The organism is Embleya sp. L77 (assembly GCF_055557415.1).
On record NZ_CM145709.1, the window covers coordinates 5,921,702 to 5,944,911 of the forward strand.

At 72.3% G+C, this 23,210-nt stretch carries 14 protein-coding genes; 7 read left to right on the forward strand and 7 right to left on the reverse strand.

Annotation, left to right across the window (positions count from 1 at the left end; all coding sequences use genetic code 11):
• Nucleotides 1-3: 3 nt before the first annotated feature.
• Together ACZOOI_RS25295 and ACZOOI_RS25300 are read left to right on the forward strand one after the other, a co-directional pair.
• Nucleotides 4-849 (forward strand): hypothetical protein, encoded by an 846-nt coding sequence (locus ACZOOI_RS25295; RefSeq protein ID WP_465277981.1) that lies wholly within the window; start codon nt 4-6, stop codon nt 847-849.
• A gap of 45 nt (nt 850-894) precedes the next feature.
• Nucleotides 895-1,122 carry a hypothetical protein gene (locus tag ACZOOI_RS25300; RefSeq protein ID WP_465277982.1) on the forward strand — a complete coding sequence of 76 codons (228 nt, stop codon included), beginning with the start codon at nt 895-897 and terminating at the stop codon, nt 1,120-1,122.
• Nucleotides 1,123-1,162: 40 nt separating this feature from the next.
• Here the strand turns inward: ACZOOI_RS25300 and ACZOOI_RS25305 are convergent, their stop codons facing one another.
• On the reverse strand, nt 1,163-2,089 hold the full coding sequence (locus ACZOOI_RS25305; protein ID WP_465277983.1) for a S1 family peptidase: 927 nt from the start codon (nt 2,087-2,089) through the stop codon (nt 1,163-1,165).
• A gap of 244 nt (nt 2,090-2,333) precedes the next feature.
• On the opposite strand from ACZOOI_RS25305, the gene ACZOOI_RS25310 reads away from it, so the two are divergent.
• Together ACZOOI_RS25310 and fes are read left to right on the forward strand one after the other, a co-directional pair.
• The gene (locus tag ACZOOI_RS25310) at nt 2,334-3,362 is read left to right on the forward strand and encodes an ABC transporter substrate-binding protein (protein ID WP_465277984.1); all 1,029 of its coding nucleotides are present in this window, start codon (nt 2,334-2,336) and stop codon (nt 3,360-3,362) included.
• 188 nt (nt 3,363-3,550) lie between these two features.
• Nucleotides 3,551-4,774, forward strand: coding sequence for an enterochelin esterase (gene fes, locus ACZOOI_RS25315; protein WP_465277985.1), 1,224 nt, complete (start codon nt 3,551-3,553; stop codon nt 4,772-4,774).
• On the opposite strand, the gene ACZOOI_RS25320 is transcribed toward fes, so the two are convergent.
• Genes ACZOOI_RS25320 through ACZOOI_RS25330 form a run of 3 tightly spaced genes read right to left on the reverse strand, consistent with a single transcriptional unit; the run spans nt 4,754 to nt 14,044 of the window.
• Nucleotides 4,754-6,376, reverse strand: a complete 1,623-nt coding sequence (locus ACZOOI_RS25320; RefSeq protein ID WP_465281284.1) for a DHA2 family efflux MFS transporter permease subunit — start codon at nt 6,374-6,376, stop codon at nt 4,754-4,756. The two genes, fes and ACZOOI_RS25320, sit on opposite strands and share 21 nt — an antisense overlap.
• Before the next feature lie 11 nt (nt 6,377-6,387).
• On the reverse strand, nt 6,388-6,603 hold the full coding sequence (locus ACZOOI_RS25325) for an MbtH family protein (RefSeq protein WP_465277986.1): 216 nt from the start codon (nt 6,601-6,603) through the stop codon (nt 6,388-6,390).
• The gene (locus ACZOOI_RS25330) at nt 6,590-14,044 is read right to left on the reverse strand and encodes an amino acid adenylation domain-containing protein (RefSeq protein ID WP_465277987.1); all 7,455 of its coding nucleotides are present in this window, start codon (nt 14,042-14,044) and stop codon (nt 6,590-6,592) included. The genes ACZOOI_RS25325 and ACZOOI_RS25330 overlap by 14 nt, the downstream gene beginning before the upstream one ends.
• A 143-nt stretch (nt 14,045-14,187) precedes the next feature.
• Here ACZOOI_RS25330 and ACZOOI_RS25335 point away from each other — a divergent pair, with 143 nt between their 5' ends.
• Nucleotides 14,188-15,369, forward strand: a complete 1,182-nt coding sequence (locus ACZOOI_RS25335) for an amidohydrolase (protein ID WP_465277988.1) — start codon at nt 14,188-14,190, stop codon at nt 15,367-15,369.
• Between the two features lie 26 nt (nt 15,370-15,395).
• Here the strand turns inward: ACZOOI_RS25335 and secA2 are convergent, their stop codons facing one another.
• Complete coding sequence (secA2, locus tag ACZOOI_RS25340; protein ID WP_465277989.1) at nt 15,396-17,768, reverse strand: accessory Sec system translocase SecA2; 2,373 nt, start codon at nt 17,766-17,768, stop codon at nt 15,396-15,398.
• A 292-nt stretch (nt 17,769-18,060) separates the two neighbouring features.
• On the opposite strand from secA2, the gene ACZOOI_RS25345 reads away from it, so the two are divergent.
• The gene (locus ACZOOI_RS25345; RefSeq protein WP_465277990.1) at nt 18,061-18,495 is read left to right on the forward strand and encodes an SRPBCC family protein; all 435 of its coding nucleotides are present in this window, start codon (nt 18,061-18,063) and stop codon (nt 18,493-18,495) included.
• A 159-nt stretch (nt 18,496-18,654) separates the two neighbouring features.
• Here the strand turns inward: ACZOOI_RS25345 and ACZOOI_RS25350 are convergent, their stop codons facing one another.
• Entirely contained in the window at nt 18,655-19,545 is an 891-nt protein-coding gene (locus ACZOOI_RS25350; RefSeq protein WP_465277991.1) for a SigB/SigF/SigG family RNA polymerase sigma factor, read from the reverse strand.
• A gap of 234 nt (nt 19,546-19,779) precedes the next feature.
• Nucleotides 19,780-22,050 carry a Fe(3+)-hydroxamate ABC transporter permease FhuB gene (gene fhuB, locus ACZOOI_RS25355; RefSeq protein WP_465277992.1) on the reverse strand — a complete coding sequence of 757 codons (2,271 nt, stop codon included), beginning with the start codon at nt 22,048-22,050 and terminating at the stop codon, nt 19,780-19,782.
• A gap of 247 nt (nt 22,051-22,297) precedes the next feature.
• On the opposite strand from fhuB, the gene ACZOOI_RS25360 reads away from it, so the two are divergent.
• Entirely contained in the window at nt 22,298-23,077 is a 780-nt protein-coding gene (locus ACZOOI_RS25360) for a 2,3-dihydro-2,3-dihydroxybenzoate dehydrogenase (RefSeq protein WP_465277993.1), read from the forward strand.
• Nucleotides 23,078-23,210: the final 133 nt, after the last annotated feature.

Here is a 23,210-nt window from a genome sequence, read left to right on the forward strand (position 1 = left end):
CACATGCCGGAGTTGGATCCGCGCAGCCTGGAACGGCTGGCCGAGTTCGTCGTCGATATCGATGGGCCATACGAACGCAAGGGGTTCGAACTGGAACGGCTTCTGCAGCACGCGGGCTGGCAACCGACGCCACGCTACGACGGATCAATGGGACGCGTTGCCTGGCTGCGGGCCCTGTTGGAGGAGCGGAACACCGCCGGCGACGACGTTGGGCGACTGGTATGCCGGATTTGTGACCCCAGGGAATATGACGACGGCATCGACGCCGCGGAGTCGGTACGCGAGGCAATCAACGATCTCGTCCTCAAGTCCGAGCACCTGGCCGTCACCTACGTATCCGGTCGCCCCGTCCTCGGTCGCCTCGGCGTTGGCATGCTTGCAAATTTCTACATGCCGGAGGGGCTGGCGGATCGATTGCCCCGGCTGATCGCGGATCACAAAGTCGTGGAGGTTCTGCTCGATCGCGCGAATCAGGCCGATATCTGCATGGCCCACGGCGCCCCGCTCTATGCAGTGATCGGCATCGGCAGCTTTGTCGAAGGTCTGCTGTTTGCGGTGTTGAAGGAACATGAGCCGGACATCGGTACCGCCGGATTTCGCTTCCCCAACGGAAAGCCGAATCCCGACGACAAGGTATCCCTGGACTTTCTCCTGACGACCGCGCACGCCCGGGGCTATGTGGACTTGGACGCATCGGATCTGCTCGCGATCGTCCGCAAGTACCGCAACTTCGTTCACCCACGTGCACAGCTCAGCTATGGCATGACCCCTGACGAAGACACCGTGAAGATGTGCTGGGGTCCGGCCCATGCGGTTCTCAATGATCTGGAACGACGTATTTCCGGTTAGTCGCCCGCTCCCTCGCAAGGCTCACCCGGATATGAGGGGATCTCCATGTTCATGGTGCTCTTCTGGATGTTGGTGCTCGGCGCGGCGGCCATGGTCTCACGTTGTGGCGCGGTGACCGCGACAGGCAGTCCGTGTATGAACCCCCGGCGCGGCCTGGCGGTTCGATGCCATCACCACAGGTGGCAACTCATCACCCGGACCGATGGGTACGCAGTGGGTCTGGGGGCCCTGGCGTATCTGTCCCTGGTGTTGAACAGCGCGTTCGCCGGCTGAATGTGCCGGTTTCCGACCGGGTCACGCAAATCTGGTGGGTTCAGAAGTTCAGGGGTTGGAGGAAGGTGGGGGCGCCTTCGGGTGGGCCGCCGCTGATCAGGGCGACTCCGGTGGGGCCGATGTGGACCGGGCCGCCGGAGTCGCCGGCGGCGCCGGACTGGGTGCTGCGGACCAGGCCGGTGACCGCGCCCTCGGGGTAGTTGACGGTGACGTCGGTCGCGTCGATGGTGCCGCACCGGGTGCCGCTGGCGGCGCCGGTGCCGCAGACCCGGTCACGGAGCCGGGGTACGGCGAAGCCGGTGATCGCGGTGGTGGAGGCGCCATCGACGATGTCGGCGGTCGGAGTCAGGCCCTCGGCTGCCGGGATGACCGCCCAGTCGCCGCCGGGGAAGCGATACTGGTCGACGGTGCCGACGAGGGCCCCGGTGCGGTCGTACCAGGTGGGGGCGTCCCGGGCGCAATGACCCGCCGTACCGGTCGTGTTCGGGCGGTAGCCGTTGAAGCCGGCGGTGCAGATGAAGACCGTGCCGGTGAGCCCGCTGTAGATCGTGCTGCCGCCGTGGAACCCGGTCGCGGCGCGGGAGTTCGGCTCGGCGGCCGGTCCTCGGGCCACCCGCGGGCGGATCGGCGCGGGGAGTTCGATCACCTCGACCGACGCGGGCAACATCCGGGCGGTGTGCAGGAAGGCCGAGGTGGCCGGGTCGGCGGCGCCGCGCAGCTTGGCGATCGTGAGCGTGCAGCGCTGATGGTCGACGTACCAGTACTGGCTGTTGCCGGCGCGGCCGTCCAGGGCCAGCCCGTCCAACCGGTGGCGCAGCGTGAGCAGTTGGTCCAACCGGTCGACCAGGCAGCCGACGGCGTCCTGACCACGCAGGTCGGCCGTGGCCGGGCCGACCTGCGTGGTCAGGACGAGCGCGGACGCTGCGGCCATCGACAACATCGAACGCGTCACGGTGCTCCGCTTCATGCCGGACACCGTACGGACCGGCACCGGGCGCACGGCGGCCAACCGCACCGCGGTCACCCGAACGAGCGGCGGGATCCCCGCACGGGCACCGCACGTTCGCGGCCCGGGCGTGACGTGTGCCACCCGGGCGGATGGCGCCCCGTACCGTCTTGCGCAACTTGTAGAAGGTAAGGCTAACCTAAGCACGACCCCGGGGGTTGAGCCGAGCCCCGGCCCCCGTCCTCACTCGTGCCCGGAGCCCCACATGCCCTCATCTCATCGCCCGCTCGAGACCGCCCGACGGCGCGCGGTTCGGCTGCTCGCCGTGGCGGGGGCGGCCGGTCTGCTGCTCACCGGATGCGGTTCCGACTCCGACTCCAAGTCCGAGGCCAAGCCCGCCGCGAGCCAGGGCGGCGGGGCGCCGGCCGCCGGCGACTCGGCCGGCGGCACCCGCACGGTCAAGGACGCGACCGGTACCGCGGTCCAGGTGCCGGCGAGCCCCAAGCGCATCGTGGTGCTCACCCAGGAGGACCTGGACGCGGTGCTCGCGCTCGGCGTCAAGCCGGTCGGCATCACCAACGGCCAGGGCCTGGACAAGCCGCCCGCCTACCTGGCCGACAAGGTCAAGGGCATAGAGGTGGTCGGGAACCTGCTCCAGCCGGTGATGGACAAGGTGATCGCGGCCAAGCCGGACCTGATCCTGGCCGGCGACATGCAGGACGAGCAGGTGCTCAAGCAGCTGCGCAAGATCACGCCGGCGACGCTGGTCACGATGGCCCCCACGGACGACTGGAAGTTGTCCTTCCGCGGTATCGGCAACGCGGTCAACAAGCTGGACCAGGCGAACAAGGTGATCACCGACTACGAGGCCAAGGCCAAGAAGACCGGCGAGGACCTGACCGCGAACAAGGGCGCCGCGGTGAGCATCGTGCGCTGGAACCCGAACGGCCCGAGCTGGATGGAGAAGCGCCAGTTCGCCAGTGGTGTCGCCCTCGACATGGGGCTGACCCGGCCCAAGGCGCAGGACAAGGACGGCAACGCGCACACTCCCGCGCTGAGCCTGGAGAAGATCGCCGAGATCGACGGCGACTGGCTGTTCCTGGGCACGCTCACCGCGGACGGCGCGAGCGCGCTCAAGGAGGTCCAGGAGAAGCCGGCGTACAAGGAGTTGAACGCGGTCAAGAAGAACCACGTGGTCACCGTGGACGGTTCGGTGTGGTCCACCCGGGGCGGGCCGCTGGCCGCCGACGTGGTGCTCGGTGACATCGCCAAGGCACTGTCCGCGACCTCCTGACCCGCCGTCGACGGCAGCGACCGGCCCCGGGACGCGACACGCGCTCCGGGGCCGGGCCCGTTGCGGAACCGGGCGCGCCGGCTTGGTGCCCGCACCCGGGCGCCGGGGTCCGGCACCGACATCCGGGAAACCCCTTCGTCTTCTTCCGTTCTTCGTCCTCGTCGTCTTCGCGCAGAAAGCCGAGCATCATGGACACCCCGATCCTGCACGCGCTGACCGAGGCGGTTGCCGCCGGACGAGCCGATGCCGGCGCCGAGTTCTGGGCCCGGGTCGAGGCGGTCGGTGCTCCGCTGGTCGAGCCGGACCCGGTCGATCCCGGGCAGCGCCTGGTCACCTTCGTGTGGCGGGACGATCCGGCCGCGCCCGCCGGCGACGTGCTCGCGCTGCTGCACACGTTCACCGATCGGGACCGGCACGCGGGCGACCTGACGCCGCATCTGATGCGCCGAGTGCCCGGGACGGATGTGTGGGCGCTCACCCATCGGTTGCCCGCCGACCTGCGTGCGTCGTACCAGTTCTTCGTCGGCGCCGGTTCGCGCGAGCAGATCCTGCGCACCGATCGTGCCGCCTGGCTGGGCGTGTTGGACGGCGCGGTGCCCGACCCGTACAACCACGCACCCACGCTGGCCGCGCGGGACGGTCGCAACCCGTCGTCGGTGCTCGCACTGCCCGATGCGCCCGAGCAGCCGTGGGTGCGCCGACGGCCGGGCGTGCCGCGCGGATCGCGGCTGGACACCACCGTGGACGGACGCCGGGTCAGCGTGCTGGTGCCCGCCGGCGACCGGCAGGAGCCCTACCGGGTGGCGGTGTTGCTGGACGGCGAGGTCTGGGGTTCGGTACTCGACATCGGCGACACGCTGGACAACCTGCATGCCGAGGGCCGCATCCCGCCCACCGTCGCGCTGCTCGTGGACACCATGGGTCGGGATCGCCGGGTCGCCGATCTCACCTGCAACGAGGCGTTCGTGGACTGGCTGGCGGACGTGCTGTTGCCGTGGGCGGATCGGCAGTACGGGATCGCCGGGGATCCCGCGCACACCGTGGTCGTCGGGCAGAGCGCGGGCGGCCTGACCGCCGCCTTCGCGGCCCTGCATCGACCGGACCGGTTCGGCAACGTGCTGTCCCAGTCCGGGTCGTTCTGGTGGCCGGACCCGGACGAGAGCAACGACGGACCCGAGTGGCTGACCCGGCGGTTCGCCGCCACCGAACGGTTGCCGATCCGCTTCCACGTCGAGGTGGGGCTGCTGGAGTGGATGCTGATCGCCGAGAACCGGCGCCTGCGCGATGTCCTGCTCGAACGCGGATACCCGCTCACCTACACCGAGTTCGACGGCGGCCACGACTACGCCTGTTGGCGCGGCGGGCTCGCCGTCGGACTCGTCGGGCTGCTGTCAGCCTCGGCCGGGGACTGAGGCACCGGCCGGATCGGCGCGACCCGATTCGACGTCGAGGCGCGCGGGATCGGTGCTGCGGGCCGCCTCGGCGTCGGATTCCGCGTTGGGATCCGCGGAATCGGTGCCGGCCGCCTCATCGCCTCGGCGCGCGGATTCGGTCCGGTCCGGTTCGCCGCCGGCCGCGTCCGTGCGGGCCGGTTCGGCGTCGTCGTCGTCCTCGAACGGTGGGGGAGCCGGCGCCTCACGCGGGAGTCGCAGCGCGAACACCGCACCGAGCGCCACCAGTGCGGCCGTGACCCAGATCGCCGCGCGGTACGGCCCCGGCGCACTCGCGTCGTGGCCCGAGCCGCCACCCGCCTCGATCACCGCGGCGCCGGCCGCGATCCCGAGGGATCCGCCGAGCGTGCGCACGATGGTGAACAGGGCCATCGCGTGGCCCATGTCCGGTGGTTCGATCTCGCCGAATCCGGCGATCTGCACGGTCAGCACCGCGGTACCGAGCACGAGCCCGACGCAGAACATCAACACCCGTACCGCCCATGCGTTGTCGGCGACCCCGGGCAGGGCGAGCGCGCCGAACACCAGCGCGGCCGACAACAACGCGGGCGTGGCCAGTCGCCGCGGGCCGAGGCGGGGCAACAACCGGTCGACCACCTGCGACGCGAACATCAGCCCGACCGCCTCGGGGAAGACCCCCAGGCCGGCATCCAACGCGGAAGCGCCGAGCGCCGCCTGATACAGCAGCGGGAAGACGAACAGCACACCCATCAGCCCGGCCGAGGTGACCAGGGCCAGCGCGGTCGCCGCGCCGAAGGCCCGGTCGGTCAGCAGCCGCAGGCGCAAGAGCGGTTCGGTGGCCCGAAGTTGGCGCGCGATCGTGACGCCCAGCAGAACGAGGCCGAGGATCCCGGAGACCGCGATGGCGGGCGTGCTCCAGCCCTGCGACGGCCCGAAGCCGAGTGCGTAGGTGAGCAGTGCGAGGGTCGGCGTGGTGAGCGCGAAGCCGGTCCGGTCGAACGGACCGACCACTCCCGCCCGGTGCTCGCGCAGCCCGAACAGGCCGAGCAGCACGGCGGCCGTGCCGATCGGCACGTTCACCAGGAACAGCCAGTGCCAGGACAGGTGTTCGGTGAGGAACCCGCCCAGCGGCGGGCCCAAGGCGGGCATCAGCGCGGTCGGCACGATCAGCCACTTGGCCAGCCGCATGCGCTCGTGCGGGGCGAACGCGGTGAACAGGATGGTCATCCCGACCGGGGTCAACAGACCACCTGCCAGGCCCTGTACGACGCGCGCCAGGACCAGCGAGGCCAGGTTCTGCGACAGCCCGCAGGCGGCCGAGGCCGCGGTGAACACGGCGAGCGAACCGAGGAAGATGCGCTTGGTGCCGAATCGATCACTCAACCGCCCGGCGACCGGCAGCGCGGCCACCAGCGCGACCAGGAAAGCGATCTCGACCGTGTTCGCGGCCACCGCGGGCCGATCGAAGTCCTCCGCGATGGTCAGCAGCGCCGGATTGACGATCGTCGAATCCAGGCCGTTCATGCACATCGCGGCCGTGTAGACGACGATCACGATCCACCCGGAGGCGCGTTTCGTGGTCGCCGGAGCAGCGGGCCCCAGGTGTTCCGCGGTCACCGCGCGGCCGGGCTCAGGTCGGTCCAGTGCTCGGTGATCCACTCCAGCGCCGCCGAGCGCGCACACGGCCCGTGCACCCCGGTCCAACCCTCCGGCACGGCGGCGAAGTCGGGCCACAGGGAGTGTTGCCCGAGGTCGTTCACCAGGACCAGGAACTCGCCCGTGTCGTCGTCGAACGGGTTCGTCGGGGTCTCGTGGTCACGAGAGGTCATGGGAGGGGCTCTCCAACTCGGTGAGGCGGTCCCGGACCACGCGCGCGATCTGCGCGATCGGGCCGGGCAGGGTCATGTCCTTGTGTGAGCAGGCCACGTTCGTGGTGTCGATCCGACCGCTGACGTACGGGGCCCAGGTGTCGGGGGTGAGGTTCTCGTCGATGGTGTCGACGGTGGCCCGGAAGAACAGCACGTCGCCGCGGAACACCCGGTGGTCGAAGGCGCGGACGAGGTGGTTGGTGTTCAGGTAGATGTCGTTGAGCGCCTCGATCGTGGCCTCGTCCAGCCCGGCCAGCGGGCTGCCCTCGCGGCGCAACACCGCGATCACCTCGCGGAGTTCGAACGGGGCGCCGGCCAGGCTCTCCGGTCCGTAGCCGCCCATGGTGAGCAGCGCCTCCAGCGCCTCGGCGAGATCGGGCACCGGCAACTCGCGAAAACCCTCGGCCGGGTACGCGTCCAGGATCGCGAGCAACTCCACCTCGTGTCCCAGGTCCTGGAGCCGGGTCGCCATCGCGTGCGCGATGATCCCCCCGGTCGACCAGCCGAGCAGCCGGTACGGGCCCTCCCGACGCACCTCGCGCAGCCGGTCGACGTAGTGCGCGGCCAACTCCTCCAGCGTGCCCGGCAGCGGCTCGCCGGCGGTCGCCGGGCCGACGCCCTGGGCTTGGAGGCCGTACAGCGGCAGATCCGCCGGCAGGTTCCGGATCAGGCCCGCGTAGCACCAGGAGAGGCCGCCGGCCGGATGCACGCAGAACAGCGGTGCCCGGTCCGCGGGACCGGCCGGACGCAGCGGCAGCAGCACGTCCAGCGCGTCGGTGCGATCCGTCGCCTCCAGCGCGGCGTCCAGGCCGGCGGCGGTGGGGGCCTGGAAGATCGTGCCGATGCCCACGTCCGCGCCCAGCGCGGACTTGATCCGCCCGGCCAGTCGGACCGCGAGCAGCGAATGGCCGCCCAGGTCGAAGAAGTTGTCGTGCACGCCGACCGTGGGCACGCCGAGCACGTCGGCGAACAGCGCACACAGCTGCTCCTCGCGTGGTCCGCGCGGGGCACGGCCGGCGGAGGCCGGGGCGGTGTGCTCCGGCCGCGGCAGCGCCTTGCGGTCCAGCTTGCCGTTGGCGGTCAGCGGCAGCCGGTCGACCACGACCACGGCCGACGGAACCATGTGCGTGGGCAGGGTCGCGGCGGCGTGTTCGCGCAGTGCGGATCCGTCCGCGAGCGAACCGGCGACCACATAGCCCACCAGTCGTTTGTCCCCGGGAGTGTCCTCGCGCAACACCACGGCCGCGTCCGAGACTTCCGGACGCGCGGCCAACACCGCCTCGATCTCGCCGAGTTCGACCCGGAAGCCGCGAATCTTGACCTGCTGGTCGGCCCGCCCGAGGTAGTCCAGGGTGCCGTCCGCGCGGCGCCGCGCCAGGTCGCCGGAGCGGTACATCCGGGCCCCGCGCTCGCCGAACCGGGCCGCGTGCGGATCGGCCACGAAGCGGCCCGCGGTCAGCGCATGCCGGCCCAGGTAGCCGCGCGCCAAGCCCTCGCCGGCGACGTACATCTCACCGGTCACCCCCGGCGGGACCGGTTGCAGCCGGTGGTCCAGGACGTACACGCGCAGGTCCGGGATGTTCACCCCGATCGTGCTCGCCGCCCCGGCGGCGGCCGACGCCCGGTCCAGCGGGTGGTAGGTGACGTGCACCGTGGTCTCGGTGATGCCGTACATGTTCACCAGGCGCGGCGCGTCGTCGGCGTGCCGCTCGTACCAGTCGGCGAGCCGCGCCGGTTCCAGCGCCTCGCCGCCGAACACCACATAGCGCAGCGCCAGTTCGCGGCCGGGACGCTCCCGGTCGGCGGCCACCAACTGGTGGAAAGCGGACGGGGTCTGGTTGAGCACGGTGACCCGCTCGCGGGCGAGCAGGTCGAGGAACTCGGCCGGATCGCGGCTGACCAGGTGCGGCACCACGACCAGCCGGCCGCCGAACAGCAGCGCGCCCCACAGTTCCCAGACCGAGAAGTCGAACGCGTAGGAGTGGAACAGGGTCCACACGTCGTCCGGACCGAAGCCGAACCAGTGGTCGGTCGCGGTGAACAGCCGGGCCACGTTGTGGTGGGTGACCGGCACACCCTTGGGCCGACCGGTCGATCCGGAGGTGTAGATGACATAGACCGCATCGCTCGCCCGCAGTGGGCGCTTGCGCTGGTGCTGACCCAGGTCGGAACTCGGGTAGGCGTCCGCGTCCTTGCCGTCCACCGCGATCCGGGGCAGGTCGTGCGCGGGCAACCGGAGCGCGGTCGCCGAGTCGGTGAGCAGGAGCACCGGCGCGGCGTCGTCGAGCATGTAGGCGAGCCGATCGGCCGGGTAGTCCGGGTCGAGCGGCAGGTAGGCGGCGCCCGCCTTGGCGACCGCGAGCAGGGCCACGACCAGTTCGGGCGAACGCGGCAGGGCGAGCGCGACGATGTCGCCGGGGCCGATGTCCCGGGCGACCAGCAGCCGGGCCAGGCGGTTGGCGCGCGCGGACAGCTCCGCGTGGCTCAGCGACAGGCCGGCACAGCTGACCGCGATGCGCTCGGGGTGGGTACGGGCGGCCTGTTCGTAGCGGGCGACCAGGGTGGCCGACGCGGTCGCGGTCGCGGTGGGTCCGACGTTCCACTCGACGAGCGCGCGGTGCCGCTCGGGTTCGTCGAGCAGCGGCAGTGTGTCGATCGGCGCGTCCGGGTCGGCGACGGCGGCGGCCAGCAGTGCGGCGAGCCGACGGGACAATCCGAGCACGGTGGCCCGGTCGAACAGGTCGGTGCGGAACTCGACGAACCCGCCGACACCGCGCCCGGGTTGCTCGCCCACGTTCAGGGTGAGGTCGAACTTGGCCGTCCCGGACGGCACGGCGGTCATCCGCGCGGTCAGCGGACCGAGCGCGAACTCGGTGTCGGGCAACGACTGCCACGCGATCAGCACCTGGAACAGCGGGTGCCGGCCCAGCGAGCGCGGCGGGTTGAGCTCGTCCACGACCCGGTCGAACGGCACGTCGGCGTGGTCGTACCCGGCCAGGGTCGCGGTGCGCACCCGGTCCAGCAGGGTGCGGAAGCTCGGCGCACCGGAGGTGTCGGCGCGCAGCACCAGGGTGTTCACGAAGAACCCGACCAAGTCGGCGGTGGCATCGTCGTCGCGGCCCGCGACCGGGACACCCAGCGGGATGTCGGTACCGCAGCCGTGCCGGGTGAGCAGCGCGGCCAGCGCGGCCTGGACGGCCATGAACACGCTGGTGCCGGTCGATCGGGCCAGCTCGGCCAGGCCCGTGGCCGCGGTGGCATCCAGGTGGAACGGCACGGTGTCGCCCGCGTAGGAGGCGATTTGGGGACGCGGGCGGTCGGTGGGCAGGTCCAGTTCGTCCGGCAGGCCGGCGAGGGTGCGCTTCCAGAAGTCGAGTTGCCGGACGGCCAGGGGAGTGGGCGTGGCGGCGGTGCCGAGCAGGCGGCCCTGCCACGCGACGTGGTCCGGATAGCGCACCGGCAGCGGGGTGAACTCCGGTTCGCGACCGGCGACCCGGGCCGCATAGGCGGTGGCCAGGTCGCGCGCGAGCGGCGTGGTGGACGCGCCGTCGCCGGCTATGTGGTGCAGCAGCAGGACCAGCGTGTGGGTGTGCTCGTCGGTGCGGAACAGCGTGCCGCGCAGCGGCGGTTCGACCGCGAGGTCGAAGGGGTGCCGCACGGCGTCGGCGATCGAGGCGCCCGGCGCGGCGAGATGCAGCCGGGGACGGGCCTGATCGACCGTCAGGACCCGCTGATACGGCTCGCCCGCCGCACGCACCTCGCCCTGCGTGGACGCCTCGTGCACCTCGCCGGGCGCAGACACCGTGCCCATCGCGGTCGGCGAGCCCACCGCGCCCGTCGTGGTCACCGCATCCACCTCGCCGACCCCGGGGGTCTCGCCGGTTCCACCCGTCTCGTCGTCCCCGAGCGTCGGGTAGACGGTGCGCAGCGTCTCGTGTCGCGCCACGAGGTCGCCCAACGCGCGTTCGAGCGCGGTGTGCTCCAGCGGGCCGGTCAGGGTCAGCACGAGCGGGATGTTGTAGGTGGGGCTGGGCCCTTCGAGCCGGTACATGAACCACAGCCGCTGCTGCGCGGGGGACAGCGGCAACCGGTCGGCGGGGTGCGCCACCGGTTCCAGCACCGGGCGCGGCCCGGGCGCGGTGCCCGACCGGACGAGTTCGGCCAGACCCGCCGGGGTCGGCCGGCGGAAGACGTCGGCCAGGCCGATCGGCGCCTCGAAGCTCTCCCGGGCCCGCGCGGCCAGCCGCGCGGCGAGCAGCGAATGACCGCCCAGCTCGAAGAAGTCGGCGTCTCGGGCCGGTTGTTCGGCCAATTCCAGGACGGCCGCGAACAGATCGCAGATGATCTCCTCGTGCAATCCGCGAGGTCCTTCCCGCAGACCGGGCGCGCTCGGCGCCGGGTCCGGCAGCGCGCGCCGGTCGATCTTGTCGTTGGCGGTGCGCGGCAGCGCCGGCAACACGAGCACCGCGGCCGGAACCATGTGCTCGGGCAACTCGGCGGCCAGGTACGCCCGGAGCGTCTCGGGGGACGGGCTGCGCCCGGCGACCGGGACGGCGTAGCCCAGCAGCCGTTTGCCGTGCACCGCGTCCCGGGCGATCACGGCGGCCTGCGCGACGTCCGGATGCGCGGCCAACACCGCCTGGATCTCGCCCGGTTCGATCCGGAAGCCGCGGATCTTGACCTGTTCGTCGGCCCGGCCCAGCAGTTCGAGCGTGCCGTCCGCGCGGCGTCGGGCCAGGTCGCCGGTGCGGTACATCCGGGCGCCCGGATCGCCGTGCGCGGCGCCGAAGGGGTCGGCCACGAACCGCTCGGCGGTCAGGTCGGGCCGGTTCAGGTAGCCGCGGGCCAGGCAGGCGCCGGCGATGTGCAGTTCGCCGGTCACCCCGACCGGGGTGGGGCGCAGCGAACCGTCCAGGACGTACGCGCGCGAGGCACGAACGGGCCTGCCGGTGCCGTCCGGGCCCCAGAAGTAGGCGTCGACGGTGGTCTCGGTGGGCCCGTACAGGTTGATCGGTCGGCTGCCCGGGATCGCGGCGAGGCGTTGCCACAGCGGCTCGGCGACGCTCTCGCCGCCGACCACCAGCACGGCCGGGTGGTGCCGGTCGGGCGCGTCCAGGCCCTCGGCGAGCAACGCCTCGGCGTAGGTGGGTGTCACGTCCAGGTAGTCGATCCGGTGCTCGTTCAGGTAGTCGAGCAGGGCGAGCGGATCGCGGTAGCCGGCGTCGTCGAGCAGGTGCAGCTCGTGGCCGTGCACCATCCACAACACCGGGTCCCAGGAGGCGTCGAACGCGAACGACGCGCTGTGCGCGATCCGCAGCCGGGTGCGGCCGGTGCGCTCGACGGCGGGCGCGATGTGGTCGGCGCCGTGGCTCGCGTACAGATTGGCGAGCGAGGCGTGGGTGACCGCGACGCCCTTGGGCCGGCCGGTCGAGCCGGAGGTGTGGATCACGTAGGCGCTTTGCCCCAGACGGGGCGGTTGCGGGGCCCGGTCCGGGTGCGCGGCCAGTCGGGCGCGGGTGGCCGGATCGTCCAGCAGCAGAGTGGGGATGGTGTGCGCCGGCAGCTTCGCGATCGTGTCGGTCGTGCCGATCAGGCAGCCCGGTCCGGTGTCGGCCAGCACGTCGCGGATCCGCCGGGCCGGGTGGCCGAGATCGAGGAACTGGCAGACGCCGCCCGCCTTGAGCACCGCGAGCAGCGCCACCACGGTGTCCGCACCGCGGTGCAGGGCGACGGCGACCGGGACTTCGGCGGTCACCCCGATCGCGATCAGTTCGTGGGCGAGCCGGTTGGCGGCCGACTCGATCTCGGCGAACGTACGTGCGTCGGCCCCGGCGCGGACCGCGATCGTGTCCGGAGTGCGGGCGGCCCGGCGGGAGTACAGCTCGGGCAGGGTGGTGTCGGCCGGCGGCTCGGCGCGGCCGGCGGTGGCCTGCTCGACCTCGGCGGGGGTGAGCAGGTCGATCCGGCCGATCGGCCGCTCGGGCGCGTCGTGCAAGTGGTCGACCAGTGCGTCGAGGTAGCGCAGCAGGCCGAGTTCGTGGCCGGCCAGGTCCGCGGGGGAGTAGCGCGCGGGATGCGCGTCCAGGTCGATCCGCAGGCCGCCGTCGGCGGTCGGCACCACCCCGACGGCCAGGTCGTCCACGGGGCCGGCGGCCAGGTTGTGCACCCGGCCTACCGCTTCGCCGAGGTCCGGATCCCGCTCGAACGCCTTGATGTTGACCATCGGCCCGTACAGCGGTCGGGCCCGGCCCGTGGCGCCGAGTTCGCGGAGCAGGTCTTCCTGGCGGAACCGCTGGTGTCGGCGCACCGCGCGCAGTTCGAGCACCATTCGGCGAAGCAACTCGGCTGCGGTGTCCCGGGGTTGTACGCGCACCCGCAACGGCAGGATGTTGACCGTCATCGCCGGGGTGCGCAGTGCGGTGGGGCTGCGTCGATTGAGCAGCGGCAGGCCGAGCACGATCTCCCGGGCGCCGGTGCTGCGGTGCAGATAGCCGGCGGTGGCCGCGATGAGCAGTTCGGCCCACGTGGCCCGGGCGGTCGAGGCGGCCGCGGTGAGCCGCGCGGTGCGGGCGGGCGTGAGTGCGACGCTGCGGCGCAGAACCGGGCCCGTGGGCAGCACGGTTGCCGGTGTCCGGGACAGGGTGACCGGTTCGGGATGATCGGCGAGGCGATCCAGCCAGAACGCGCGATCGGTGTCGTACGCTTCGCTCCCTCGGTAGTCGGCCTCCTCCGCGACCAGTTCGCGCAGCGTGCCGAACGGGTTGGGGGTGGGCCGGTCATGGCGGGCGAAGGCGGTGTACAACTCGGCGACGCGGCGGTCGATCAGGGTGAGTGCGTACGCGTCCACCGCGACGTGGTGCACGCGTCGGTACCACCAGTGCAGGTCGTCGGCGAGTCGGAACACGGCGTGCGTGACCAGCGGGCCGGTGGTCGGGGCGACGGGCCGGGCCAGGTCCGCGTACAACCAGGCCCGGGCCTTCGCCGCTGGGTCCTGCGCGGTGCGCAGATCCAGGAGATGCACCGGGTGTTCGTGGTCGGTCACGCGCTGGGTCGGGGTGCCGTCGGTGCCCGCGACCACCAGCAGGCGCAACGTCTCGGCCTCGTCGCCGACCCGGCGCAGGGCCCGGGCGAACAGTTCGACGTCCAGCGGGCCGCGGATCTCGACCCGGTCGCCGGTGTTGTAAGCGGGATCGTCCGGCATCAGGGCCTGTGCGTAGACGATGCCGGCCTGCGCGGCGAGCAGGGGCAGCCGGGCGGCGTCGGTGCCGGCGCGGGCCGGGGCGGGCGCATCGGCCTCGGCGGACTCGGCGGTTCGCGCGCCCTCGGCGGCCCGGGCGGGCGCATCGGCGTCGGCGGATTCGGCCGGATGAGGGACGGTGGTCTCGGCCTGGTGGTGACGCATGGTGTGGAGACTCCCGGGGCGCGACGACGACAGGCGGCACGTACCGGTCCCCGGCACGTGAATTTAGGTAAGCCTAAGCTATCTTCCGGGGGTTCGTCAGGGTGCCCCCGGGACGAAGAAATCTCGATGGAGCGGAGCGGAACATGAGCGTGGCCGACGTTGCGGACCGACCGGCCTCGGATGCCGACCGGGCCGCGATCCGCGATCGGGTCCGGGCGAACCGGGACGAACTGCTCGCACTCAGCCGGCGCATCCACGCCCACCCGGAGCCGGCGTTCGCCGAGCACCGGGCCGCCGCGTGGTGCGCCGACCTGCTGCGCGCCCACGGATACGCGGTCACCGCGCCCGCGTTCGGCCTGGACACGGCCTTCGTCGCGAGCATCGGCTCCGGCCCGATCACCGTCGCGATCGCATGCGAGTACGACGCGCTGCCCGGAATGGGCCACGCGTGCGGACACAACCTGATCGCGGCGGCCGGCGTCGGCGCGGCGCTCGCCCTCGGGCCCGCCGCGGATCTGCTCGGCCTCACCGTGCGCGTGGTCGGCACCCCGGCCGAGGAACGCGGCGCGGGCAAGGCGTTGCTGCTGGAGGCGGGCGCGTTCGACGGCGTGGACGCGGCGATGATGGTGCACCCGTGCCCGTTCGAGGTGGCCGAGTTCCGTTCCTTCGCGCTCGGCACGCTGTCCGTGGAATACCTTGGCACCGCCGCACACCCGAGCCTGAACCCGCACGAAGGCCGCAGCGCCGCCGACGCGCTGACGGTGGCTCAGGTCGCCCTGGGCCTACTGGGACGGCAGTTGCCCACCGACTGGCGCGTGCACGGCATCACCACGGCGGCCGGCACCTCGCCCAACGCGGTCCCGGATCGGGCCACCGCCGAATACGAGCTGCGCACCACCGACGCGGCCCACCTGGCCGAACTCCGCACCCGCGTCGAGGCCTGCTTCCGCGCCGGCGCCCTGGCCATCGGCTGCGAGGTCCGGCTGACCCGCCCCGAGCCGGACTACCTCGACTTCCGCACCGACCCGACCCTGATCGCCCTGTGGCGCGCCAACGCCCGGGAGTTGGGTCGCCCGGACCCGATCGAGCGAGACCCCTTCGCATGCACTGACATGGGCAACGTCTCGCACGCCATCCCCACCATCCACCCGGTCCTGGACATCACCGGCGGCACCTGCGGCCCGCACGAACCGGCCTTCGCCGAAGCCGCCGTCTCCCCGGCCGCCGACCGCGCCATCCTCGACGGCGCCACCGCCATGGCCTGGACCGCCGCGGACTACGCCCTCCTGCGGCAGGGAGGCGGAGGGGGCGCGACGGGGGGATAGCGGACCGGGATCGAAGCCCGATCGCCTCAGTCCTCCCGACCCGTCGGTCGGAGGCGTTTGCCGATTGTGGTCAGGAACGGCTCGTCCATCGAGGTGAAGGGGTGGTCGCGGACCATGTAGGTCCAGGTCGAGGTGGGGCGTTGGATGTCGGATCGTTCGGCGTCCAGGCCGGATTCGGTGATGTGGGCGGTGTCCAGGTGGTCGGCGGCGGCCTCGCGGGCGCGGTCGATCAGCGGGACGAAGGCGCGTTGGGTCTCGGCGTGGAAGGCGTCGATGGGGTTCTGCCGGCCGAGGGCGCGCAGGTGGATGCCCTCGCGGAGGTCGGCGGTGCGGGCCAGGTGCTCGCTCCAGGCCGCGTCGAGGTCGTGCAGGAGGATCTGTCGGGCGGCCTCCGCCAGGACGGATTCGCCGACCTCGGCCAGGAGTTCGGCCCAGCGTTCGGGACGCAGCTCGGCCAGGACGCGGGCGGCCTCGTCGCCGTGCAGGACGCGGCGGCGCAGGTCGAGCACCTCCTCGCGCTGGAGCCGCAGTTGTCGGTTGTACCGCCACGTGGTGCGGTGCCCGTCGAGCAACGCGCCCTCGGCCACCCGCTGGACCTGCTCGACGTAGCGCCGCACCGAGGCATCGCGGATCCGCCCGTCGTTCTCCACCCGGGCGGATCGCGGCGGCGGGTCGGACGCGTGCCGGGTGATCGATTCGTCGTCCAGGCTGGTCAGGAAGACCGAAGTGCCCGGGTCGCCCTGTCGGCCGGCCCGGCCGCGGAGTTGGTCGTCCAGTCGGCGGGTGGGATACCGGCCGACCCCGACCACGAGCAACCCACCCAGTTCGGCGACCCGTTCGTGATCCGCGCCGTCCTTGCCACCGAGGCGGATGTCCGTGCCGCGCCCGGCCATCTGGGTGGACACGGTGATCGCCCCGACCGCCCCCGCATCGGCGATGATCGCCGCCTCCCGGCTGTCGTCCCGGGCGTTGAGCACCGCGCAGTGCAGGCCCGACTCCCGTAGCGTCGCGCCGATCTGCTCGGACTTGGCGACGTCGCGGGTGCCCACCAGGATCGGCCGACCGGTGGCGTGGGTGCGCTCGATCAGGTCGATCAGTGCGGCATCGCGCGATGCCTCGTCGTGGTAGAGCCGGTCCGGTTCGTCGACCCGTACACACGGCACGTTCGGCGGCAGGTCGCCGGTCTCCAGGCGGTAGAACTCGCGCAGTTGCTCGGCCACGATCACGGCGGTGCCGGTCATCCCGGCGACGGTGGGGTATCCGCCGATCAGGTCCTGGACGATCAACTGGTCCAGCACCTCACCGCGCGGCCCGACGACCAGGCCCTCCTTGGCCTCCACCGCCGCATGCAGCCCGTCCGGCCAGCGTTGGCGCTGCGCCAGTCGGCCGCGGTTGGCGTCCACCAGGCGGATCCGGCCGTCCCGGACCAGGTAGTCCACGTCGCGGCGCAGCAGCACGCTCGCGTACAGCGCCACGTTGATCTGCGAGAGCCGGGCGTCCATGCCGAGCGCGAAGAGGTTGTCCACGCCCAGGGCGCGTTCCACCTCGGTCACACCGGCGTCGGTCAGGTGCACGGTCATGCCGTCCGCCTCGGCCTCGAAGTGCAGGCCGTCGACCAGGCCCCGGACCACCCGGGCGGCCTCCGCCTCGTCCGAACCCGCGGCCACCCCGCCGGCCAGGACGAGCGGGATCCGGGCCTCGTCGATCAGCACCGCGTCGGCCTCGTCGACGATCGCCACGTCCGGCTCGGGCAGCACCAACTCCGCGGCGGCGGTGCGCAACCGGTCGCGCAACGTGTCGAAGCCCACCTCGCCGACCGCGACGTGGACGACGTCCAGGGCGTAACCGGCCCGCCGCTCGGCGTGGGTGGATTCCTGGGTGACGTAACCGGCCTGTACGCCCAGGAGTTCGTAGACGGGCCGCATCCACTCGGCGTCGCGGCGAGCCAGGTAGTCATTGACCGACAAGACGTGCACGCGCCGACCCTGGATCGCGAATCCGGCCGCGGCCAGCGCGCCGACCAGAGTCTTGCCCTCGCCGGTGGCCATCTCCACCACCGTGCCGCGCAGCAGGCCCAACATGCCCAGGAGCTGTACGTCGAAGGCGCGTTCGCCCAGGGCGCGGTGGGCGGCCTCGCGGCCCAGTGCGCACAACTCGACCAGGGCGTCGTCGTCCCAGGACGCCGCCGACGCCTTCCGTGTGCCGGCTTCGTCCCGCGCGGCGGCCCGGCTTCGCAGCACCTCCACCGCCGCCCGCAGCTCGGCGTCGGTCAGGGCGCGCAGGTCCGGCTCCCGCTCTCCCGCGCGCCGGACCAGCGGGCGCAGGCCGGTCGAGCCCACTGTTCCGGGTCTGCCCAGGAAGCGACGTACGGACCGGGTGAGAGCACCGGACGAGCCCACTGGGCCTCCACTTCCGCGGGCGCGTGCACACCCGTGTAGTCGTCGACGTCTGGCGCGCCGGGCGCCACGCGACGCCGATCGAACAACGAAGCGGGATTCGACCCTGTTCCCTGCGCCACAGAGCCGGACGCCGCCGATCCGGAGTCCTTGCCGGATAATCGCAGCGGAGATAGTCTCCGCGTAGCATAAGTCGTCGCGGCGGACGTCCCCGTGGACGTCCCAGCGGGCGTCGTGGTCGAACAGTGGACGAGCAATGCACAGCGAAACCGAACGAACCGGGAGCAGGCGCATCATGTGGACTCACGAGCACACGGTCGAGACCGAAGTCGGCGTCGAGGCGATCTGGGCCGTCCTCGCGGATCTCGACAACTGGGCGCAGTGGGACACCTCGCTGGAGGCGGTCTCGCTGGAGGGCCCGTTCGAGGTCGGATCGCACGTCTCGATGACGCCCGCCGGTCAGGAGCCGATCCGGTCGCGGATCGTGGAGATCGAGGAGTACGCGCGCTACGTGGACGAGACCGAGTTCGGCGGCGTACGGCTGCGTTTCAGCCACACCCTGACCCGTCTGCCCGGCGGTGGCGCCCGGGTGGCACACCGGCTGGAGATCACCGGCGCGGCGGCGGACGAAGTGGGCCCGGAGCTGGGCCCGGCCATCACGGTCGACTTCCCGGAGGCGATGGCCGCACTCCTGAACCGCGCGGCGGCGCTGCCGGCACGCCAGGGCTGACCGCCCTCGGGCCGGACGGACACCGGGGTCGGCAGGCGGTCGAGCCAGGCAGGTCGGGCCAGGCAGGTCGGGCCGGCGGGGGTCGGGCGCGGGTCGCGGGCCCGCCGGTCTCCCGGTGTGCGCCGCGAGCCCGTGTCCCGGGCCCGCGGCGCCGGCCGGTCAGTCGGCCAACAGTTCCGCGCGCAGCCGGGTCAGGATGCGGTTGAGCAGGCGGGACACGTGCATCTGGGAGATGCCGAGGCGTTCCCCGATCTGGGCCTGGGTCAGTTCCTCGCCGAACCGCATCGACACGATGTCCCGGTCGCGTTGCGGCAGCGCCGCCAGCAGCGGCTTGAGCACGTGCAGATTCTCCGCGATCTCGAAGCCGGGATCGACGAAGGAGGACCGTACGGCGTAGCTCTCGGCGGGGCCGTCGTCCCCGGCCGGCGCGTCCAGCGAGGCGGCCGAGTATCCGGCGGCGGCGGTCAGCCCCTCGGTGACCTCCTCGACGCTGAGGCCGAGCCGCTCGGCCAACTCGCCGGGCGTCGGCTCACGGTCGAACTCGCACGTGAACGCGTCCCGGGCGCGGGCCAGTTCCAGGCGCAGTTCCTGAAGTCGGCGCGGTACGTGCACGGCCCAGCTGGTGTCCCGGAAGAAGCGCTTGATCTCGCCGGAGATGGTGGGTATCGCGAAGGTGGGGAACTCGGTCCCGAACGACGCGTCGAATCGGTCGATCGCCTTGATCAGGCCGATCGTGCCGACCTGGACCATCTCCTCGGTGGATTCGTGCCGCGAGCGATAGCGGGCGGCCACGAACCGAACCAGAGGGATGTTCAGCTCGATCAGCGTGTTGCGCACGTACTGGTACTCGTGCGTGCCTTCTTCCAACACCTTCAGCCGGTCGAAGAGCACCTTGGACATCGCTCGCGCGTCGCTCGCGGTGACCTCCGACATGTCTTCGACGACCGGCAGATCGACCACCGGCGGTTCGGCCGCCGACGGCGCGACGGGAGGAGCGGCGTAAGCGGCCTCCGCGGCGGCAGTGGAAGCGGTCGTGGCGCTCGGGATCATGGTCGGCTTCCCCCTCTTGGTCGTACCCGGTGCGTGGTGTTCGGTGCCCGGGCATAGTGCCCCGCCCGTTTCGGAGTACACCCGTTCGGCGTAATTTCTTGTCGCCCGGGCGTGTCCGGGCGTATCCGAGCGGGGCATATCTGGGCAGAACGGGACATGGCGGGTCCGGGCAGACCCGCGTTCGGCGGAGCGCAGGCGCCGGCGCCGGCAGTCCGCGCAGCCGCCGGGCCGAGCCTATGCGCGCGTCGCGCTCGATCGCCCCAGCAGCACCCACAGCAGGAACGGGCCACCGAGCACCGTACTGACCACGCCCACCGGAATCTCGGCGCCGTCCAGCAGGATGCGGCCGAGCATGTCGGCCAGCACGATCAGGATCGCGCCGACCAGCATCGAGCCCAGGATCGGCACCCGCAGCGGCCCGGCCAGCCGGCCGGCGATCACCGGGGCGGCCAGTGCGACGAAGCCCACCGGCCCGCAGATCCCGACCGCCAGTCCGGCCAGGCACACCGCCGCGATCAGGCAGACCAGCCGGATTCGGGCCGGATCCACGCCCAGCGAGGCGGCGGTGGAGTCGTCGAAGCGCAGCACGTCCAGTTTGCGGCCGAGCACGAGCGCGAGCGGGACCAGTACGGCCAACCCGATCAGTACCGGCCCGGCCACGTCGTAGCCGCGCCCGTTCAGGCTGCCCGAACTCCACACGTACAGCGCGCTCGCCGAATTGAGCGAGCGGCGGGACAGCACCACCTGGGTGATCGCCGAGGCCAGTGCGGACAGCGCGAGCCCCACCACCAGGACCCGGTAGCCGCGTTGGCCCAGCCCGCCGGCGACCGCGGTGACCACCAGGACGGCGACCATCGCGCCGATCGGCCCGGCCCACCACGCGCCGAAGGTGCCGCTCGCACTGAACGTGACGGAGATCAGCACGGCGGCGGTCGCGCCGTCGTTGACGCCCAGCAACTCCGGGGTGGCCAGCCGGTTTCGGGCCAGGGTCTGGGTCAGGCAGCCCGCGACGCCCAGCGCCGCGCCCGCCGCCACGCCGGCGATGATGCGACCGAGCCGGAACTCCCGGACCAGCAGCACGTCGAAGTGGTCGCCGTGGCCGAAGACCGCGTTGAACGTGCGGACCAGGCCCAGTTCGCGTTGACCGGAGTACACGGACAGCACGATCGCACCGAGCAGGGCGACGGCGAGCACGATCGTGGTCAGCACGGCCCGGCTGGGCAGCAGCAGGGACAGGGCGCCGCGGCGCAGCACCAGGTGTTCGGGCGGCGTGCGCAGCCGGCGCGGCAGTCGGGCGGCCACGGCCGGGCCCAGCCGCCGCAGTGGCGAGCGGCGACCGCCGGAGCGGGTGGCCGATTCGGCCGTGGCCGGATCGGTCAGACCCAGCGCGCCCAGTCGCCGGGAGCGGACCACGCCGATCAGCAGCGGTGCGCCGATCAGCGCGACGATCACCGACACCGGCGCCTCGAACGGCCGGGAGACCACCCGCGCCGCGACGTCGGCGGCGGTCAGTACGGCCGCGCCGATCAGGGCCGCGAAGCACAGTTGGGCCGGGATCCGCGGGCCGACCAGGGTGCGGGCGAGGAAGCCGGCGAGCAGGCCGAGGAAGGAGATCGGGCCGACCAGGGCGACCGAGGACGCGGTGAGCAGGGTGACCGCCAGGGCGACCAGGACCCGGGTCGGCGCGGGGCGGTGGCCGAGACTGCGGGCGAGGTCGTCGCCGAGCACCAGGGCGGACAACGAGCGGGAGGTCAGCAGCGCGATCGCGAAGCCGACCGCGAGCACCGGGGCCAGGCTGCCGAGCGACTCGTAGCCCTGGATGCCGGCCAGTGAGCCGAGCACCCAGAAGCGGAAAGTATCGTACGCCTCGGCCGAGTTGACGATCAGGACGTTGGTGATGCCGCCGAACGTCGCGCTCAGCGCGGCGCCCGCCAGGACCAGCCGCATCGGCGAACCGCCGCCGCGCTGCCCGGAGATCAGCAGCACGAGCAGTCCCGCGACGGCCGAGCCCGCGAACGCCCAGAGCAGGTAGCCGTATCCGGTCTGCACGCCGACCAGGGTGATGCCGAGCACGACGCCGAGCGAGGCGCCGGCGTTGACGCCGAGCAGGCCGGTCTCGGCGAGCGGGTTGCGGGTGACCGTCTGGAGCAGGCACCCGGCCATGCCCAGTGCGGCGCCGGCGAGCAGCGCGGTCAGCGTGCGGGGGAGCCGCAGGTCGCGGATGACCAGGGTCAGGTGGGTGTCCGACCGTGCGCCGCCCCGGTCGAAGAGGTAGTCGAACGCGCCGCCGACGCCGACCTCGCCGGCGCCCACCGAGAGCGAGACGCCGGCCAGCACCGACACCGTGGCGATCAGTGCGATCCCGGAGAAGAGCACCGTGCGCCGGCCGTGCGGGTTCCTCGACAGGGCGTCGGCGCGTTCGTCCGAGGGCGGCTCGGGCGTCGCGTCGGCGGGATCGCTAGGAGGATCCGCCGAGTTTCGCAGAATCGGCTGATGCACAGTCATAAGGTGAGGCTAACCTAAGCATCGAGGGCTCTTCGAGGTGCCCGGAGGGGTCACCATGCGGACCGGCGGCACTCTGCGCGACTTCCGAGCGTGCGCCGTGAGGGGTGCATCCTCGGGAGAAATCCGGCCAGTTGTCGAGGTTCGGGTGATTCGAGGAGGCCCCCGGCCACCATCGACCGAACGCACGAGGTTAGGTTAGGCTCACCTAAACTCCGACTTCGGAGTCGTGTTTGCCGAGGGGATTTTCGTGCACCCATCAGACCTCGCCGGCCGCGTCGCGGTGGTCACCGGCGCCGCCCAGGGCATCGGTGCCGCCGTCGTCCGGGCCCTCGTCGACCACGGCGCGATCGTCGCCGCCACCGACCGCGACCCGGTCGGCGTCAAGAAGTCGGTGGTCGACGAGGACACCGACGCGGTGGCCGTCTACCCGCTCGACGTCACCGACGGCCAGGCGGTGACCGCCACCGTGGCCGCGATCGAGCGACACCTGGGGCCGATCGCCATCCTGGTCAACGTCGCGGGCGTGCTGCACACCTCGCCGGTGACCGAACTCACCGACCTGGCCTGGGCGCAGACGTTCGCGGTCAACAGCACCGGGGTCTTCCACACCAGCCGCGCGGTGGCCGGCCCGATGGCCGAACGCGGTGCGGGCAGCATCGTCACGGTCGGCTCCAACGCGGCCGGCATCCCGCGCACCGGGATGGCGGCGTACGCGGCGTCCAAGGCCGCCGCGACCATGTTCACGATGTGTCTGGGCCTGGAACTCGCGCGCAGCGGCGTGCGCTGCAACGTGGTCTCACCCGGCTCCACCGACACCCCCATGCAACGCGCCCTGTGGACCGACGCGGACGCGCCGCGGCGGGTCCTCGACGGCGACCTCGCCAGCTACCGCACCGGGATCCCGCTGGGCCGGATCGCCGACCCGGCCGACATCGCCGAGGCGGTCGTCTTCCTCGCCTCGGATCGGGCCCGGCAGATCACCATGCACAACATGTACGTCGACGGCGGCGCGACGCTGCACGTGTGACGGACCCTCGGCACCCGCGCCGGGCCCGACCCACACCGTCCCGCCCGGCTCGGCGGGCACCACCCGCACCCGCACCGGTTCGACCCGGCTCTTCGAACGAGCCACCGCACGGCCTCCGCAGCACCCCGCCGGA